Source organism: Streptomyces aurantiogriseus (genome assembly GCF_014649375.1).
In the GTDB taxonomy this organism is placed as follows: Bacteria; Actinomycetota; Actinomycetes; order Streptomycetales; family Streptomycetaceae; genus Streptomyces; species Streptomyces aurantiogriseus.
In genome coordinates this window covers 77,657-95,412 of record NZ_BMSX01000027.1, presented here as the reverse complement: position 1 = coordinate 95,412, position 17,756 = coordinate 77,657, and the positions used below count along the sequence as shown (strand labels likewise).

The following is a 17,756-nucleotide window of genomic DNA, read 5'->3' as shown; positions in this document are numbered from 1 at the left end:
TTCGGGAATCGGCCGATAGTTGACGTGAAACCTACTTCGCTCTCGAAGGCAGGTGGGAGCCTGAGTCCGTGCTGTGGTCGGGAACGCGTTGGTTGATCGCGCTCCGTGTTACCGGCGGTGCATCGTCTCCAGGGCTGCGGCCAGTACGTGGGGATCGTGGTGGCCCTTGTAGACCGCAGGCGGATGCTTGTCGAGCTTGAGGAGTTGGGCCACGGCTGTCCAGGCGGTGCGTACGGAGTACTCGACGGTGAAGACGACATCGTCGGGCACCTCGGCGAACTGGCCGATGAAGGCGAGGTTCACCGACCCCGGGGGCACGACCTTAGGCCGGTCGTCGCGGCGGCGGGCCAGGAACTGGCTGGTGATGTACGGCATCAGGCAGGGCACTACGGTGGAGCTCTGAACGATCCGGGCCGCCGTCGGCTCGTCGAAGTGCAGGTGGTGCAGAACCTCTTCGAGGATCTCGCGGCCGGAGCACATCGTCATCGGCTTGGGTGTGCGGTTGCCCTCACGGCCGGGGAACAGGGCGTAGCCCCACCAGACGGAGACGCCCTCGGGCTGGTCGCGGTAGACGGGCTGACGGTTGGCGACGATGGTGAGCAGCCAATTGGAGTCGGTGAACGTCATCAGGCCGCCGCGGCCGGTCTCGCGGCCGCTGAAATCCTCCAGCGCCTTGAGGAAGGCGGGGTCCTTGGTGGTGACGGTGAACGACTCCCAGCGGGATTCCTTGACGCGCTTGTCGAAGGCGTCCGGGTTGCCGAAATCGTCGCGACCCCGGGCCAGCCGGTGCCAGAGCAGCCAGGCGTCCGAGCGGTGGGGCGCCGGCGGGGGCGCGGCGGTGTGCGAGCCGAGGCTGGAGGCGTCGGTCATGGAGCCGTTGGTGACCAGGACCAGGTCTTCAGGGGCCACCTCGATCTGCTCGTCACGGCCGCTGCGGGACAGGTAGATGCGCTCAACCCTCGTACTCCTGCGGCCCGGTGCGAGCCCGAGGTCGGTGACGTGGCATCCGGTGTGGAGGGTGACACCGCGTTCGCGCAGCCAGGCGGTCAGGGGGCGCACGATGGAGTCGTACTGGTTGTAGCGGGTCCGGTGGATGCCCGTCATGGAGGCGAACTCGGGGAAGAGGTGGATGAAGCGCCTCAGGTAGCGGCGGAACTCGATGGCGCTGTGCCAGGGCTGGAACGCGAACGTGGTGCACCACATGAACCAGAAGTTCGTGGTGAAGAAGTGCTCTCCGAAGCAGTCGGTGATCCGCTTGCCGTCCAGGTGTCCCTCGGGCGTCGCCAGACAGCGGACCAGGTCCAGGCGGTCGTGTTCGGAGAAGCCCATCGAGCGGACGTCTACGACCTTTCCGTCGCCGTCGATGAGGCGTGCGATGTCGTCCCAGGCGAAGTCCTCGTGTCCGGCCAGGATCTCCTGCGTCACCGACACCGAGGGGTCATCGAGGGTGGGAATGCCAGACAGCAGGTCGTAGGTGCAGCGGAACTCGGCCTCGAACATCCGCCCGCCGCGCATGGTGTAGCCGACGTCGGCCGTGCCGCCCGCGTCGAGGCTGCCGCCGATGTTGCGCTGCTCCTCGAAGAGGTGGATGTCCGCTCCGTCGAATCCGCCGTCGCGGATCAGGAAGGTGGCTGCGGCGAGCGCCGCGATCCCGCTGCCCACCAGATACGCCTTCGCCATCACACAACTCCTCGTTCTCACTGGTCGATCGGGAACCGCACAGCATCAGCGTTTCCTGCGCCTGCGAGCGCTGTCATCGGGCCGTTGGTCACTCGTCTGGTCCGAACGGCCCGTGTGGTGGGCTCCCACGTACAGATTGGGGGGACGCACAGAGGCCCGGTCGGCGGACCGTCACCGACCGAGCCTGTACTCAACGCGGACTCACGCCGGGTGAGAGTCCGCCGCGCTGCCGCTGCCTTCGGCAGGACGTGGGGTACCGGAGCCACCGCGCCACGGCGGAGCCGGCGCCCGATGGTCGTTGTGTCCGGTGCGGGCGGCCTTGTCGGTCTGGCGGCGCAGCCGGTCCTGTAGTTGGTCGACGACCTCCCGGCCGGTGGCCTCCTCGGCGAGGACGACCACCTGGCGCCTGCCGACGCGCAGTTCCGCCGTGGCCAACCAGGGGTGGTCCGCGTGGCGGGTGGCCGCCCGCACGATCCGCACCTCGCCGGTGACGGCTGGCAGCCCCGGCCGGGTGACGACGGCGTCGATCTTCGTACGAGCGTAGTCGAGCGTGTCCTTGTCCACCGGGCCGTCGGAGCGCAGCCGCACTGTGGGCGCGGCCTGGGCCTTGTCGCTGGTCATGGTGATTCCTTTCTGGAGGTGGCAAGCTCGTTCAGGCCGCCGGGCCGGGCAGCCACAGGTCGGGTCCGAAGACCTCGTAGCGGATGCGCTGTGCCGGAACACCGGCGCCCAGCAACTGGCCGCGTATGTTTCGCATGAATGGCAGCGGGCCGCACAGGAACACCGTGGCGTTCTCGGGCAGTTCGATCCCGTCGAGGTTCATCAGACCCTCGCGGGCGTCGGGTTCCTCCGGACCGGGGCGCTCGTACCAGAAAACCGCGCGGGCGCCCGGCAGTTGCCCGACCAGCTCGCCCGTCTCGGTGCGCAGTGCGTGGTCGGCGGGGGAGCGGTCGGCGTGCAGGACCAGCACCGGGCGGGTCGAGCCGAGGGCGGTGAGATGGGCCAGGATGCTGGTCATCGGGGTGCCGCCGATGCCCGCGGAGACCAGGACGACCGGAGTGGTGGCGTCGGCGGGGTCGTCAAGGAAGACGTCCCCGAAGGGAGCGGAGAGCGTCAGTTCGTCGCCCTCCTGGACCTGGGTGTGCAGGAGGTTGGAGACCTCGCCGTCCGGCGCGTCGGCCGTGCCGGCGACCCGCTTGACGGTGATGCGCCGCAGCTCCCCGCCCGGGTCTGAGGACAGGCTGTACTGGCGCAACTGGTGGACCCCGTCGGCCATCAGGACCCGTACGCTCACGTACTGGCCTGCCCGTGCCCGCGGAGACGGTTCGCCGTCGGCTGGGCGGAGGACGAAGGAAACGACGTCCGGTGTCTCGGTGCGGCGCTCGACGACCGTCCACGGTCGCCACACCTTGCCGGGCTCCACGCCCGCGTCCTGGTACAGGCGGGCTTCGCGGCCGATGAGGGCGCCGGCCATCAGCCAGTACACCTCGTCCCAGGCGGCCGCCACCTCCGGGGTGACCGCGTCGCCGAGTACCTCGGCTATCGCACCGAACAGGTACTTGTGCACGATCGTGTACTGGTCGTCGGTGACCCCGACCGCGGCGTGCTTGTGCGCGATCCGGTCCAGCAGCGTATCCGGGCGGCTGTCCGGGTCATCGAGCAGTGCGGTCGCGAACCCGGCGATCGAGCCGGCCAGGGCGCGCCGTTGGGCTCCGCTGGCCTGGTTGCCGCGGTTGAACATTCCGTCGAGGAGTTCCGGCCGGTCGCGGAACATCGCGCCGTAGAAGCGTGTCGTGATCTCGCGGAGCGCGCCGCCCACGGCGGGCAGGGTCGCACGTACCACGGCGGCGGATTCTGCGGACAGCATGAAGCCTCCCAGGCAGGGATGAGGTGGGAAGGACAGCCGCATCGCTTCGGGCGGCACCTTCTGTGTAGCAGGCACCTGGCCGCGTTTCGGCGCTGTTTCACGGTGCTGGGCGAAGAGGGGCCGAAGGGCCCCATTGATTCAGGCGCATCGGCCCCACAACCCACTGTGCCGTAGGGCCGCACGGCGTCGGGACGACTTCCCGTCGGCCCTGTCCGCCGCAGCCGTCCTGGGCCAACGACGACAGCGACCACCTCGCCAGGCGCCCCGCAGACATTGCGGTGCGGAGGGCGGATCCCCGGCCCGTCTACTGATCGCGGTGCCACTTCCTGTATGCGGCCACGGCCGTCGGCAGGGTCGGAAAGATCCGCTCGCTGCCGATGGTGTCCACCAAGCCGTACGCCCTCAGGTCGTCCAGCAGGTCCTGCTTGACGCGGGCGAGGGCGAAGACGATGCCGCGGTGGGCGAGTTCCCGGCGGAGTTCGTCGACCGCGTCCAGGGCGGTGATGTCGACCTCCACATTGGCCTCGGTGTTGAGGACGAACCAGTGGACCGGTTCGGTCTGTTCGTCGACGGCGGCGAGGGCCCGGCGGCGGAAGTCCTCGGCATTGGCGAAGAACAGTGGGGAGTCGTAGCGGTAGACGAGCATGCCGGGGATGGTGCGGGCCTGCGGGTAGTCGTCGATGTCGTGCATGCCGGCCACGCCGGGCACCAGGCCCTCGATGGCGTCGTGCGGGCGGGCCACCCGAGTGAGCAGTTCGGCCACGGACAGACCGACGGCGACCAGCACGCCGTACAGGATGTCGAGGGCGAGCACCCCGGCCAGGCAGCCGAGCGCCAGTAGCAGTTCCCGGCGGCGGAAGGACGCCAGCCGTCGGAAGCCTGTCAGGTCGATCATACGGACGGCCGCGTAGACGACGAGCGCGCCGAGGACTGCCGTGGGTGTGCGAGAGAGCAGGGGGCTCAGGAAGAGCAGGACCGACAGGACGGCCGCGCCGGCCACCAGGGAGTACGCCTGGGTGTGCCCGCCGGCTGAGGAGGCCAGCGCGGTGCGGCTGGCGCTGCTGCTGACCGGGAAGCCGTGCAGTGCGCCCGCGCCGAGGTTGGCCGCGCCCAGTGCGAGGAACTCCTGGTTGGCGTCGAGCCCCGGGCCCTCGTCGTCGCGTTTGGTGAAGGCCCGCGCGGTGAGGATGAAGTCGGTGTAGCCGACCAGGAGGACGCCCAGGGCGGGGAGCACCAGGTGCGGCAGTTCGGCCAGGTCCGGCAGGGCCACGGTGGGCAGGCCCGAGGGGACGTCGCCGATCACCTTGATGCCGTATTGGTCGTCGAGGTCGAGGACAGCCACGGCTGCGGTGCCGAACACCACGGCGAGCAGGGGGCCGGGGATGGTGCGGAAGAAGTGGGCCACTGTGAAGAGGACCCCGAGCGCCGCGACGGCGAACAACACCGTGGCCAGGTGGAGCCGCGACAAGTTCCCTACGAAGGACCACAGTTGGGGGAAGAAGGCCGAGCCTGTCGTCCGGACACCGGTCAGTTTGGGAAGCTGGTCCACCATCATGATCAGTGCCACGCCCGCCAGATAGCCGATCAGCACCGGCCGGGACAGCAGGTCAGCGATGAAGCCGAGCCGCGCCGCCCATGCCAGCACGCACAACAAGCCGACCGCGACCGCGAGGGTGGCCGCCAGTGTTGCGTACTGGGCCGGATCTCCGGCGGCGAGCGGCCCGACCACCGTTGCCGTCATCAGCGCGGTCGTCGACTCCGGGCCGACGGAGAGCAGGCGGGAGGAACCCAGCAGGGCGTACAGGGCAAGCGCCGGCAGGATCGCCCACAGTCCGGCGACCGGTGGTAGGCCGGCCACGCCCGCGTACGCCATCACCTGGGGCACGAGATACGCGGCCACCGTCACCCCGGCCAGGACGTCGCCCCGCAGCCACGAGCGCCGATAGCCGAACAGCACACCGAGCCCGGGCACCAGGAGGCGCCACCTTGGAGCACGGCCGACCGAGCTCTGGGACATGATCCTCCTTGAGCCGAAGGACCTCATGATCCTCCGGGACCCTGGTTGGCCGCGAGATGCCGAACGGCCTGCGGGTGCCGCTGCTCCGGTAGACCGGATCCTTGCTTCAGTAGGTGTTCTCGGACGAGGTTCGGCTCCGAGCGCACGACTCTCGGCGGATCGGGTTGGTGACCTTCGGTCCGCTCGACAGAAGCCTCGCTGTGGTCGCGTGTACCGCTCTGGCACGGCCGGCGTCGCGGGCCCTGCGATGGCGGGGACCCCTCGGCCGATGGGGCCTATCGGTCCCAGACCGGGGACCTGCGGGCTCTGCACCGCGTCTCTCCTCGTCGCCACCCTGGAGTCAGAACCCCGACCAGGAGGTGGACGACATGTCCCGCAACGTCATCGTGGGCCTCGACGGCTCGCCTGAGAGCCGCGCCGCAGCCGAGTGGGCGGCCCGTGAGGCGAAGCTGCGCGGCCTGCCGCTGCGGCTGGTGCACGTCTGGGAACCCGTCCCGGAGCCCATGGCGCAGGCCCCGCTCCTGGGCGCCGAGACGCAAGCGCACTGGAGCGAGCGGATTCCGCGCGAGACTGCCGAGGGCCTCCGCCTGCGCCACCCCGGCGTGCATGTGGAGATGGAGCAGATTTCCGGCAGGCCGATGGATGCGTTGGCCGAGGCGGCGAAGGACGCCGAGCTGCTGGTCCTCGGTTCGCGTGGGCTGAGCGGAATCGGGGGGTTCCTTGTCGGGTCCGTGGGCATGGCAGTGATCGCGCACACGGAGACCCCTGTCGTTCTGGTGCGGGCCGGGGAGCAGGCCGCCGACGAGCACGAGGCGGATCCGGCGGGCATCCCGTCCGCCGCCACCGCGTACCGGCCCGTGGTCCTCGGCCTCGACACCGGCCACCCCGATGACGCGGTGATCGCTTTCGCCTTCGAGGAGGCCGCCCGTCGCGGCACCGCGCTGAGGGTCGTGCACGGCTGGAACCTCCCGCCTTACTTCGCCTACGGCCTCCCCGCCGACCCCGAGCTCAACGCCGAACTGGGCCGACAGGAGGCTGCCGCGCTGGCGGGGGTGCTGCGCCCCTGGCGGCAGAAGTACCCGGAGATCGAGGTCGTCGAGGTGTCCCGCTGCGGCAGCCCCGCCAACCACGTCATCGACGCCTCCCGCGAGGCCTCGCTGGTCGTCGTCGGTCGCCGGACGCGCCGCAGCCCGATCGGTGCCCACATCGGACCCGTCACACACGCGGTACTGCATCACGCCACCGCCCCCGTGGCCGTCGTCGCGCACGACTGAACGCATTCTCTGGAGGAGTGGAGATCATGAACGCAGCGGTGGAACGAGCCCTCGGCGAGCCCTTGGTCGTGGGCGTGGACGGTTCCGAGCCGAGCCTGCGCGCCGTCGACTGGGCGGCCGACGAGGCCGTGCTGCGCGGGGTGCCGTTGCGGGTGGTGTACGCCTGCCTGTGGGAGCGGTACGAGGGTGCCGCGCTCGCCCGGGACATCGGCAAGCCGTCCGCGCTGCCGTTGGCGCAGGACGTCGTCGGCGCTGCTGCTCAGCGGGCACGTGCCCGGCACCCCGAATTGAAGGTGACCGCCGACGTGGTGTTCGAGGAGCCGGAGTACGCCCTGGTGCGCGAGGGGCGGAACGCCTCCGCGCTGGTCGTGGGCACGCGCGGCCGCAGCGGCATCGCCGAGCTGCTGCTCGGCTCCGTCAGCCTGGCCGTCGCCGCCCATGCCGACTGCCCGGTGATCGTGCTGCGCGGCAGCCACGACAACCAGGCCACGCCCCCCGTCCGCGGTCGAGTCGTCGTGGGCATCGGCGAGGAAGCCAAGGCGTCGGCGGTCGTGAAATTCGCCTACGAGGAGGCGCAGCGCCGCGGTGTGCCTCTGGAGGCCGTACGGGCCTGGCGGTGCCCGGCACACGAGACCACCGACCATCCGCTGCTGGCCGGTGAACCCGCCCGTCTGCACGAGGAGCGGGCGGTCGAGGAACTGGAAGCGGCGTTGCAGGACGTCCCGGCGGACATCGATGTGCGCCGGCGCACCGTCGAGGGCCATGCCCGCCGGGTGCTCTTGGACGCCTCGCACGAGGCCGACCTGCTGGTCGTCGGCGCCCGGCGCCGCGAGGGGCACTTCGGGCTCCAGCTTGGGCGGGTCGCCCACGCGGCACTGCACCACTCCGCCTGCCCGGTCGCCGTCGTACCGCACCGGGAGCACGACGCCTGACCGGCGCCTCAGAGGCTCGCCGCGTGATCGGGGACGTAGGTCTGCAGATCGCGCGGCGGGCGCTCGTAGCCGGTCGACGACGGCCTGGGCGGCAGCTCGAGCACCGGCGGCGGCACCTCGCGGTACGGCACCGAGCCCAGCAGGTGGGCGATCATGTTCAGCCGGGCCCGCCGCTTGTCGTCGCTCTCCACCACGTACCACGGCGCCTCGGCGATGTCGGTGTGCACCATCATCTCGTCCTTGGCCCGGGAGTACGCCTCCCAGCGGGTGATGGACTCCAGGTCCATCGGTGACAACTTCCAGCGCCGCGTCGGATCCTCCAGCCGGTGCCGGAAGCGCTCCTGCTGCTCGGCGTCGCTCACCGAGAACCAGTACTTGCGCAGCAGGATCCCGTCCTCCACCAGCATCCGCTCGAAGATCGGGCACTGCCACAGGAAGAGCTGGTACTCCTCCTCGGTGCAGAAGCCCATCACATGCTCGACACCGGCCCGGTTGTACCAGCTGCGGTCGAACAACACGATCTCCCCGGCGGCCGGCAGATGCTCGACGTACCGCTGGAAGTACCACTGAGTGCGCTCGCGTTCGGTCGGCTTGGGCAGCGCCGCGATCCGGGCGACACGCGGGTTGAGGTGTTCTGCGACCCGCTTGATGGTGCCGCCCTTGCCCGCCGCGTCCCGCCCCTCGAAAACCACGATCAGCCGGACGCCTTCAGCGCGCACCCACTCCTGCAGTTTCACCAGCTCCGTCTGCAGGCGCAGCAGTTCCCGTTCGTATGCCGCGCGCGGCACCTTCGCCACCTTCTTGTCGGCCATGCCGCCTCCATCGCCCGATGGCTTACGTCGATGACTTCAACGTAATCGCTGGTGCCCGGTCGCAGACCGGGACAGCACCGCAATGACCGGCAAGGAGCGGCGCACCCTGAACGTGCACCGTCAGGCACGCCTCCCACGTCCGCGCCGGGGACGACTGGCGAAAACTTGGGCCTACCGGCCCTCGCATCGCCCCCGGACAGCCCATGGGACCACCCCCCGATCCGCCGGATGCTCGAAATGACAAGAGGCTTGGAGGAGTCCCGCGATGACGCACGACGTGACCGACCGACCCCCCGTCCACGCCCTGCTCACGGACGGCACCACCGTGTGCATCCGTCCCGTGGTGCCGAGCGACCATGACCAGTTGGAGGGGCTGTACGAGGAGATGTCCCCTGAGAACCTGCGCCTGAGGTTCTTCGCCGCGAGCCACCGCTCGGCCGGTCAGGCCGCCGACCGGGCCTGCGCTCCGTCCCGCCCCGGCTACCGGGCGCTGCTGGCCGAGACGCAGGGCCGGGTGATCGGTCTTGCCGAGTACGACACAGGGGACGAGAAGGACGCGGCCGAAGTGTCCATCGCCGTCGCCGACGGACTACACCACCGCGGCGTGGGAACCCTGCTCGTCGAGCACCTCGTCTCGGCCGCCCGCGCGGAGGGCATCACGACCTTCACGGCCGACGCGCTCAGTGAGAACCACGAGGTGTTGAAGCTCTTCGCCGACCTCGGTCTACGCACGGACCGCCGCTTCGAGGGCCCGGAGGTGCGCTGCACCATCGTCCTCGACCAGAGCGACACCTACCTCACGGCGGTCGAGGAACGCGGCCGGGCCGCCGACGTCGCCAGCCTGAAGCCGCTGCTGCGGCCTAAGGTGGTCGCCGTTGTCGGAGCCGGGCGCAAGCCGGGTTCGGTGGGCCGGGCGATCCTGCACCAGCTGCACTCGGGCGGCTACACCGGGCGCCTGTTCGCGGTGAACCCCGCCGCGCACTCGATTCTCGGCGTGCAGTCCTACTCGTCGGTCAGCGCCCTGCCCAAGACACCTGACCTCGCGGTGCTCGCCGTACCGGCCGCCGCGATCGCGGAGACAGCCGAGGAGTGCGGCAAGGCGGGCGTACGGGCCCTCCTCGTCGTCACCGCGGGCCTGGACGCCGGCGAGGCGCACGCTCTGCTGGCGGCCTGCCGTTCGTACGGCATGCGCCTCGTCGGCCCCAACTGCCTCGGCATCTCCAACACCGACCCGGAGCTCAGCCTCGACGCCACCTTCGCAGCCGGCCATCCACGGCCCGGCACCGCGGGCGTCGCCGTACAGTCCGGCGGCGTCGGCATCGCCCTGCTCGACGGACTGTCCCGGCTCGGCATCGGCGTCTCTTCCTTCGCCTCTCTCGGCGACAAGTACGACGTCAGCGGCAACGACATGCTCCAGTGGTGGGAGAGTGACAGCACCACCGACCTCGCCCTGCTGCACCTGGAGTCGTTCGGCAGCCCGCGGGCGTTCTCCCGCACCGCCCGGCGCGTGACCCGCCGTATGCCCGTACTGACCGTCGACGCCGGCCGCACCGACGCGGGCCGGCGGGCCGCCGCCTCGCACACTGCGGCCGCCGCCACCCGCACCATGACCCGCGGCGCGCTCTTCACCCAGGCCGGCATCACCGCCACCCGCTCGATCGGCGAACTCCTCGAGACAGCCGCGCTGTTGCACTCGCAGCCACTGCCCGCGGGCAGCCGCGTGGCGATCGTCACCAACGCGGGCGGGGCCGGTGTCCTCGCGGCCGACGCCTGCGCCGAAGCCGGACTGTCGCTCCCGGACCCCACACCGGAACTGATCGACGACCTGCTCGCCGTGCTGCCGGACGGGGCTGCGGTGGGCAACCCGATCGACGCCACCGCCGCCGTCACGGAGGAACAACTCACGGACTGCGTGGACCGGATCATGCGGTACGGCGGCGTCGACGCCGTCCTCGTCGCTCTGGTCCCCACGGCGGTCGCCGCGGCGACCGGTGACGACCTCGTCCGGGCCCTCACCCGCGCCCCCGGCCGCAGGGCGAAGCCGATCGCCGCGGTACGGCTCGAACAGGGCCTGCCCGTCGAGCTGTTGCCCGCTGCGGAAGACGGAACCATCCCGTCGTACGCCGAACCCCAGGCGGCGGCACGGGCGTTGGCCCACGCCGCCCACCGCGCGGCCTGGCTCGCCCGCCCCGCCGGGACCGTCCCCGACCTCGACGGCGTCGAGACGGAGCGAGCCCGCACCGTCGTCGAGACCTACCTCGCCGCACACCCCGACGGCGGCTGGCTGGACCCGCGCACCTGCGCCGACCTGCTGGCCTGCTACGGCATCCCGCAGATCCCCTGGGCCTGGGCCGAGACCGAGGACGACGCCGTCCTGGCCGCCGACCGGCTGCGCGGCAGCGATGGCCGGGTGGTCATGAAGGCCCACTGGCCGGGACTCGTGCACAAGAGTCAGCAGCACGCCGTCCACCTCGACCTGCGCGGCGATTCCCAAATCCGGGCCGCCTTCCGCGACTTGGAGACCCGCTTCGCCGGGCTGATGACCGGCGTCGTGCTGCAACCGCTCGCCGACCGAGCCACCGAGCTGTTCGCCGGCGTCGTCCAGGACCAGGTCTTCGGCCCGCTCGTCCTGTTCGGACTCGGCGGTACGGCCACGGAGGTGCTGGCCGACCACGCGGCACGCCTCGCCCCGCTCACCGACCACGACGTGCACGACCTCATCACCTCCCCGCGCTGCGCCCCGCTCCTGTTTGGCGCGCACAGCAGCGGACCCGTCGACCTCGAGGAGCTGGAACAGCTGCTGCTGCGGCTGTCCCGCATGGCGGCGGACCTGCCGCAGCTCGCTGAGACCGACTTCAACCCGGTCCTCGCGACACCGGGCGGCGTCACCGTGCTGGACGCGCGGATCCGCCTGCTGCCGTGCAGGCCCCAGGACCCCTATCTGCGCCGGCTCCGCTGAGGAGGGAACGGACATGAAGCACCACAAAGTCGGCTCCGTGATGACCACGGACGTAGTCCGCGCCACATACGGCACCCCGTTCAAGGAGGTCGCACGACTGCTCGCGGCCCACCGGATCAGCGGGCTGCCGGTGGTCGACGAGGACGACAAGGTCATCGGCGTCATCTCCGAAACGGACCTGGTGGCACGCCAGGCGGCCACCCCCGAACCGTACGAACCGCGCCGTCGCTTCGCGTTCCTGTCCGGGCTGACGCGCGGTGCCCGACGGCAGGCGGCGAAGGCGCATGCCTGCACCGCCGGCCGGCTCATGACCGCGCCGCCCGTCACCGCGCACGCCGACGACACCATCGTCGAGGCCGCCCGCACCATGGCCCAGCATCAGGTGGAACGGCTGCCGGTGCTCGACGAGGCGGACCGGCTGGTCGGCATCGTCACCCGCCGTGACCTGCTCCAGGTGTTTCTGCGGCCTGACGGGGAGATCCGCGATGAGGTGATCGAGGACGTACTGGGGCGCACCCTGTGGCTGCCGCCCCGCAGCATCGACGTGTCCGTGGTGGAGGGCGTCGTCACGCTCACCGGCCACATGGAACGCAAGAGCGAGACGGAGATCGCCCTGTCGATGACCGCACGGATCGACGGTGTGGTCGGCGTGGTCGACAGGCTCACGTATCGGCTGGATGACGCGCGCCTGCGCACCGAGGAGCACGCGCTGCACGGCGTGGCCGACGACTGGCTGCGCAAGATGTGAGAGGAGGCGTACCGCCATGACCGGCACCGTGTTGGTCACCTACGGAACCACGAACGGATCAACGGAGCAGATCGCCGAAACCATCGCCGACGTCCTGCGCAAGGACGGCCTGACGGTCGAGGCCCTTCCGGCCCAGTCCGTCACGAGTGTGGCGTCGTACGACGCCGTGGTGGTCGGAGGCGGACTGTACGCCGGACGCTGGCAGAAGCACGCCCGCCGCTTCCTCCGCCGGCACCACCACGACTTGGCCGAACGCCCACTGTGGCTGTTCAGCAGCGGCCCGCTCGACGCCTCGGCCTCGGAGAAAGACATCCCGCCCGTACCCGGCGTGAAGAAGGCCATGGTCGCGCTCGACGCCAGGGAACACGTCACCTTCGGAGGCTGCCTGGAGGAGGGCGCCAAGGGATGGGTCGCACGAATGATCCTCCGCAACGGAAAGGGCGGAGACTTCCGCGACTTCACCGCGATCGAGACGTGGGCGGCACATGTCGCCGACGAGCTGGCACACACATAAGGTGGGCCGGAATGCTCCGCGCCACCCAGACCCCGGTGCCCGGCACCGGGGTCGCCGCATGGCCGCACCTACGACGGCACCACGGCCACGGGGCACGTGGCCTCTCGCAACAGGGACCGAAGGATGTGCCTCCACTCGGCGCCGGGCCTCCTCCCCACCACGACCAGCGCGGCGCCCGCGGAACAGTGGAGCAGGGCCTGCGCCGGCGCGAACAGGACGACGTCCTGGAGCACTGGTATCTCCGGATGTTTCTCACACCACGGCTGCAGCGCATCGGCGAGCTGCTGCACCTCCTGGTCCTCCCAGGCGGCCCGGTCCTCCTCTGGTATGGCGAAAGGCAGTTCGGCGGCACTGGCGGGAAGCGACCAGGCGTGGACAACGTGCAGGCGTGAGCCTCGTATCCGGGCGCTGTCGAAGGCGAAGGCGATCGCGGCGGCCGCGGGGTTCCGGGCGTCCACGCCGAGCGTGACCCCTTCGGAGTGGAGAGGGCCGGAGATGTCGTCCGGGACGAACACGAGCGGCCGGGCTGCGGCTTCGACGTTCGCAGGAAGGGGCGTGCCGGCCGTTTGGGAGTCGGCGACATCCTCCCGGCGCAGGCCGCACACGACAACCTTGGCCTCGCTCACCTCCTGCGGTTGGCCGTGGACCACGCGAAGCGGCAGACCGCGCAGCCGTGCCTCGTGCGCGGCCCAATCGGCCGCAGTCCGGCTGGGCTCCGATGGGTCGCTGGAGGCAAGAATCACTTGTTCCATGGCAGTCCGCCTTTCCACCGCAACGAGACGCCACCAGCCTGGCGCGTGCCTGCGGGCGTGAGCAGGGGCCGAACGGCCTCGAACCGTAACCCCGGTGGGAGGAGGGTCAGCCGAACTCGACGGGGATTCCCGGAGGTTGCCGAAGCGTGTGGTGCACCGTGCAGTCGTCGACCCCGCGCGCTGTCCAGTCGGCATGGCGGCACTCAGCTCCCGAGGCAGCCACGGGGAGCGGCGGTGGTCGCCGCAAGGACGATGCGCGCTGGACGGGGGCGTGCGCAGCGCCGCCAGGTCTTCGCCGCGATGTTTCAACGTTCACTCGGGGCGGTTCACGACGGTGAGGCGTTCTCGCTGTGACTCGACGGGTCAGGGGTCGTCTCCGAGGAACGGCCGTGCTCGGAGACGTCGAACTCCACGTCCACGACGCCCTCGACGGCCCGGATCAGCCGTGCCGCCACGGGGACCAGGGACGTGTCCCGGATGCGGCCGCTGAGTGTCACGACCCCGTCCCGCACCGCCACGCGTGCGGCTGACGTCGACGCGGGGAAGAGATACGACACGACCTCCCGGCGGACCTCCTCCGCGATGTCCTCGTCGGCGCGGAGGAACACCTTCAGCAGGTCGGCGCGGCTGACGATGCCCTGCAGCATGCCCAAGTCGTCGACGACGGGCAGCCGTTTGACCTTGGCGTGTGCCATGGCCCGCGCGGCCTGGGCGAGCGTCGCGTTCGCGGGGACGGTGAGGGCTGGTGAGGACATCAACTCCCCGGCGGTCACTGCGCCGGCCTTCGCCAGGTCGGACAGGCGGCGCAGCTGGGTGTACCGGTCGGGGTCGCTGTCGCGGAACTCTTCCTTGGGCAGCAGGTCGGCCTCGGACACGACCCCGACGACCCGACCCTCGCCTTCCAGGACTGGAAGGGCACTGACCTTCCAGTCCTGCATCATCCGCACGATCTCCTTGAAGGAGGCGCCACGGCCGATGGCGGCGACGGTGTGGGTCATCACGTCGCTGACGATGTGCGGGGTGCCGTGCATGGTGCCTCCTTCGGCGCTGTCACTTCGACCCGTCGGCTCGGTCACAGGAGGCTGCCGCTGCCGTAGGGGGCATACAGGTCCAACAGCCGGGTGCGGGCCGAGCGCAGGCGGTGGGCGACGACACCACCCACCCACTGGGCGACACTCGCGCCGAGTGCGGGGTCGTCCTGGATCATCGAGCGGACCGCGGTGGCGTCGAACTCGTAGGCGCGCACCGGGCTGGTCGCCGTGGCGCCCAGGTGCCAGGTGTGCGGGGCGAACAGCCAGGACCAGCCGATGAGTTCGTTGTGTCGGAGGGTCTCGATGACGGCGGCGCGGCGGCCGGGCACGTGCATGTCGAGGTCGACGCTGCCGGTGCGGATGATCCAGAACCGATCCGCCTTGCCGCCTTCCTCGAAAAGGCGGGTGCCCTGCGGGAACGACACCTCACGGGCGAAGCGCATCAGCCGATGGCGGTGCTCGGCGGGCAGCCCCTGCAGCATGCCGGCCGTGGCGGGAGCGTTCATGACGTGCCTCCAGTCAGGGCGTACGAACCTGCCACGTCCAGCGTGCTCCCGTGCCCCGTGCCGGGCGATGGGCCACCCGGCCCCATGGCCGGGCCACCCGGCACCACGTCCGGGTCCTTCGGCACCCTGTGCCGGAACGGTCCCGGATGTTCGATGAAGACGAGAGAGGGCTCGGCAGAAGGGGGTGTGCAGTGTGACCACGTCACTGAACTCGGAGTTCTGGAGGCTGTTCGCGGTTCTCCTGGTGGTCTCCACGGCGGTCACTTTCGTACTCAGTGCACTGTTCGACGCGCTGGCACTACGGACGCAGCGGCGTCATGCCGACGTGGGGACGGTCGACGTGGGGACGTCCGAGGCGCCCCGCCGACCTGATCGGATCCCGGTACATCAGTGAGCCGGGGGAGCCTGGAGCCGCCACACCAGGTCAACGGCAGGACGCTGACGGCCACCGGCTACCCGGACGCCATGGGAATGCACCGCCCGCCCTACTCGGCCACCGCACCCGGCCGGCTGTCAGCTCCTGAACACCTGCGGCCTTCGGCACCCGAAGGCACTGCTGGTCTCTTCTCTTCGCCCGCCTCGGTTGCCTTCGACCAGGCAACCGGCTCCGCACCATCAGCGCTGCATTCGTGGCCATCCCGGAGGACCTAAGCCATGCGCATCGTCATCGCCCTGGGCGGCAACGCCTTGCTGCACCGGGGCGAACGCCCCGACGCGGCCGTTCAGGAGGCGAACATCGACCGGGTGACCACCGCGATCGCCGGCCTCGCCCTGGAACACGAGATCGTCGTCACCCATGGCAACGGGCCGCAGATCGGTCTGCTCGCCGAGGAGAGCGCCGCCGATCCGGCGCTGAGCGCTCCGTATCCACTGGACCTGCTCGGCGCCCAGACACAGGGCATGATCGGCTCGCTGCTGGTCCGCGCACTGCACGACGCGCTGCCGGGGCACCGGATCGCCGCGCTGGTCACGCACACCCTCGTACGGGCCGACGATCCCGCCTTCGGCCGGCCCACGAAGTTCGTGGGCCAGGTGTACTCCCGCGAAATCGCCGAGTCCCTCGCCCGCAAGCACGGCTGGCACATCGCCAAGGACGGCACGGGCTGGCGCCGCGTCGTTCCCTCACCGTCGCCCGAACGGGTCCTGGAGACCGAGACCATCCATGAACTGCTGGGCGGCGGCACCCTGGTCATCTGCGCCGGCGGTGGAGGAGTCCCCGTCACCGCCGACAGCGACACGGGCGCAGCGAACGGCGTCGAAGCGGTCGTCGACAAGGACCTCACGGCGGCTCTCCTCGCCGAGGACCTCAAGGCCGACTTCCTGCTCATTCTCACCGACGTCCCGTGCGTCTACGCCGGCTACGGCACCCACGACCCGCAGCCCGTCCTCGACGCAACCCCCGACGACCTGCGCCGCGGAGGCTACCCCGACGGCACCATGGGCCCCAAGACGGAGGCCGCCGCCCGGTTCGTCGAACGCACCGGAGCACTGGCCGCCATCGGCGCCCTCGACGCGGCGTACGAGATCGTCCACGGGAGGTCGGGGACCCTTGTGCGCCCTGACCTGACCGTCGGCTGACAACCGCCAGACGCGTCGGGCCGGACGGCCCTATGGCTTGCCGCGAGGGGGTGGGGCGCCGGAACGGCCTTCTCCGCGATTTCACAGCGATCGAGGAGCGGCGGCGCACATCGCAGCGGACCTACGGGCCGATCTGGGAGGCACGTCGGCAGCGCACCGTGGCCGGTGATCCCAACTAGGGCAGCCGTCGTCGCGCGACTCGGATCGCCGCGACCACGGAAGACGCGACTACGGAGGCGGAACCACCCGCGTGCTACTACGGCTTGGCTGCGCTTCCCGCAGCAAGGCATGGATCACCCGGTCTTGTGGCCCCACTGCGGGCCGACCAGGTCCCACTCCCTGCCCCACTGGTCGATGCGCCGCCGGTCGAGCCCCCACCGTGCGAGGGTTCCGGTGCCGAAAGCGAGGCCGGCGAAGGCGAGCGCGGCCGCGGTGGCCAGGGTGCCGGCTTCGACGGCCGCTTCCGTGGGACTCGGCGGTTCGGCGGTGATCTCGCCCCGGCCGTCCGTCCAGACGACGATCCTGGATCCGGCGTTCAGCCCGGTGTCCACCAGGGTCGTGTCCGTGTGGGCGGAGCCGTCGGGGTCTGTCCAGCGGACTCGTGCGGAGGTCTTGTCACTGGTGGCTCCGTCCGCCGGGACGTTCCGGGGGACGTCGTTGAGGAGGACAGCGCGCACGGAATGCCGCTCGGCGCGCTGCCGGGCGAACACCTCGTCGGCTGCGTAGGCCGTCACCAGGCCGGCGACGGTACCGCCCACCGCTGTGACCGCCCACACGGCCAGCATGATCCAGGCCTCGAGGATGTCGTGCCGCCGTCGGAGCGGGTTGTTACGCCATCGCCAGAGCCGCTTCTTCATATGCCTGCTGCGGTCCATCGGTCTGCCCTTCGTCCTCGTCGTGACGTTCACGAAGGTGACAGTCGGGAGCGAGCCCTGACAGGGGCCGACCAGGCAGCGCGAGAGGGCCGATCGGGGGCCAACTCGCAGCTGATGTTGGGCCGTTCAGCCCATACCCGCAGGGAACTGGAGGACGGGACGCCACGGCTGCGTTCCCGTACGCCGCCCACGCGGTGAGGTGTGGCCCGTC

At 70.6% G+C, this 17,756-nt stretch carries 15 protein-coding genes; 6 read left to right on the top strand and 9 right to left on the bottom strand.

The window, feature by feature from the left end; all coding sequences use genetic code 11:
- Window positions 1–108: 108 nt before the first annotated feature.
- The 4 genes from IE263_RS40155 to IE263_RS40140 all read right to left on the bottom strand — a co-directional run bounded on the left by IE263_RS40155 (window position 109) and on the right by IE263_RS40140 (window position 5,564).
- Entirely contained in the window at window positions 109–1,701 is a 1,593-nt protein-coding gene (locus IE263_RS40155; protein WP_189943048.1) for an oleate hydratase, read from the bottom strand.
- Window positions 1,702–1,881: 180 nt separating this feature from the next.
- Window positions 1,882–2,301, bottom strand: a complete 420-nt coding sequence (locus IE263_RS40150; RefSeq protein ID WP_189943047.1) for a hypothetical protein — start codon at window positions 2,299–2,301, stop codon at window positions 1,882–1,884.
- Window positions 2,302–2,332: 31 nt separating this feature from the next.
- On the bottom strand, window positions 2,333–3,547 hold the full coding sequence (locus tag IE263_RS40145; protein WP_189943046.1) for a globin domain-containing protein: 1,215 nt from the start codon (window positions 3,545–3,547) through the stop codon (window positions 2,333–2,335).
- 304 nt (window positions 3,548–3,851) lie between these two features.
- Window positions 3,852–5,564, bottom strand: a complete 1,713-nt coding sequence (locus IE263_RS40140; RefSeq protein ID WP_189943045.1) for a SulP family inorganic anion transporter — start codon at window positions 5,562–5,564, stop codon at window positions 3,852–3,854.
- A 368-nt stretch (window positions 5,565–5,932) separates the two neighbouring features.
- Between IE263_RS40140 and IE263_RS40135 the strand changes: the two genes are divergently transcribed.
- Both IE263_RS40135 and IE263_RS40130 read left to right on the top strand, forming a co-directional pair.
- Entirely contained in the window at window positions 5,933–6,838 is a 906-nt protein-coding gene (locus tag IE263_RS40135; protein WP_189943044.1) for a universal stress protein, read from the top strand.
- Window positions 6,839–6,864: 26 nt separating this feature from the next.
- A complete protein-coding gene (locus IE263_RS40130) occupies window positions 6,865–7,770 on the top strand; it encodes a universal stress protein (protein WP_189943043.1) in 906 nt (301 codons plus the stop codon).
- 8 nt (window positions 7,771–7,778) lie between these two features.
- Here IE263_RS40130 and ppk2 read toward each other — a convergent pair whose 3' ends face one another.
- Entirely contained in the window at window positions 7,779–8,582 is an 804-nt protein-coding gene (ppk2, locus tag IE263_RS40125) for a polyphosphate kinase 2 (RefSeq protein WP_189943042.1), read from the bottom strand.
- Between the two features lie 265 nt (window positions 8,583–8,847).
- Between ppk2 and IE263_RS40120 the strand changes: the two genes are divergently transcribed.
- Genes IE263_RS40120 through IE263_RS40110 form a run of 3 tightly spaced genes read left to right on the top strand, consistent with a single transcriptional unit; the run spans window position 8,848 to window position 12,803 of the window.
- Window positions 8,848–11,541 carry a bifunctional acetate--CoA ligase family protein/GNAT family N-acetyltransferase gene (locus IE263_RS40120; protein ID WP_189943041.1) on the top strand — a complete coding sequence of 898 codons (2,694 nt, stop codon included), beginning with the start codon at window positions 8,848–8,850 and terminating at the stop codon, window positions 11,539–11,541.
- A 13-nt stretch (window positions 11,542–11,554) separates the two neighbouring features.
- Window positions 11,555–12,289, top strand: coding sequence for a CBS domain-containing protein (locus tag IE263_RS40115; protein ID WP_189943040.1), 735 nt, complete (start codon window positions 11,555–11,557; stop codon window positions 12,287–12,289).
- 16 nt (window positions 12,290–12,305) lie between these two features.
- A complete protein-coding gene (locus IE263_RS40110; RefSeq protein ID WP_189943039.1) occupies window positions 12,306–12,803 on the top strand; it encodes a flavodoxin domain-containing protein in 498 nt (165 codons plus the stop codon).
- Window positions 12,804–12,871: 68 nt separating this feature from the next.
- Here the strand turns inward: IE263_RS40110 and IE263_RS40105 are convergent, their stop codons facing one another.
- The 3 genes from IE263_RS40105 to IE263_RS40095 all read right to left on the bottom strand — a co-directional run bounded on the left by IE263_RS40105 (window position 12,872) and on the right by IE263_RS40095 (window position 15,092).
- Complete coding sequence (locus IE263_RS40105; RefSeq protein WP_189943038.1) at window positions 12,872–13,555, bottom strand: universal stress protein; 684 nt, start codon at window positions 13,553–13,555, stop codon at window positions 12,872–12,874.
- A gap of 326 nt (window positions 13,556–13,881) precedes the next feature.
- Complete coding sequence (locus IE263_RS40100; RefSeq protein WP_189943037.1) at window positions 13,882–14,586, bottom strand: CBS domain-containing protein; 705 nt, start codon at window positions 14,584–14,586, stop codon at window positions 13,882–13,884.
- Window positions 14,587–14,627: 41 nt separating this feature from the next.
- Window positions 14,628–15,092: a cyclic nucleotide-binding domain-containing protein gene (locus tag IE263_RS40095; protein WP_189943036.1), complete on the bottom strand. Its 465-nt coding sequence runs from the start codon at window positions 15,090–15,092 to the stop codon at window positions 14,628–14,630.
- Between the two features lie 654 nt (window positions 15,093–15,746).
- Here IE263_RS40095 and IE263_RS40090 point away from each other — a divergent pair.
- On the top strand, window positions 15,747–16,670 hold the full coding sequence (locus tag IE263_RS40090) for a carbamate kinase (protein WP_189943035.1): 924 nt from the start codon (window positions 15,747–15,749) through the stop codon (window positions 16,668–16,670).
- 293 nt (window positions 16,671–16,963) lie between these two features.
- Here the strand turns inward: IE263_RS40090 and IE263_RS40085 are convergent, their stop codons facing one another.
- Window positions 16,964–17,545 (bottom strand): Rv1733c family protein, encoded by a 582-nt coding sequence (locus IE263_RS40085; RefSeq protein ID WP_189943034.1) that lies wholly within the window; start codon window positions 17,543–17,545, stop codon window positions 16,964–16,966.
- Between the last annotated feature and the right edge of the window lie 211 nt (window positions 17,546–17,756).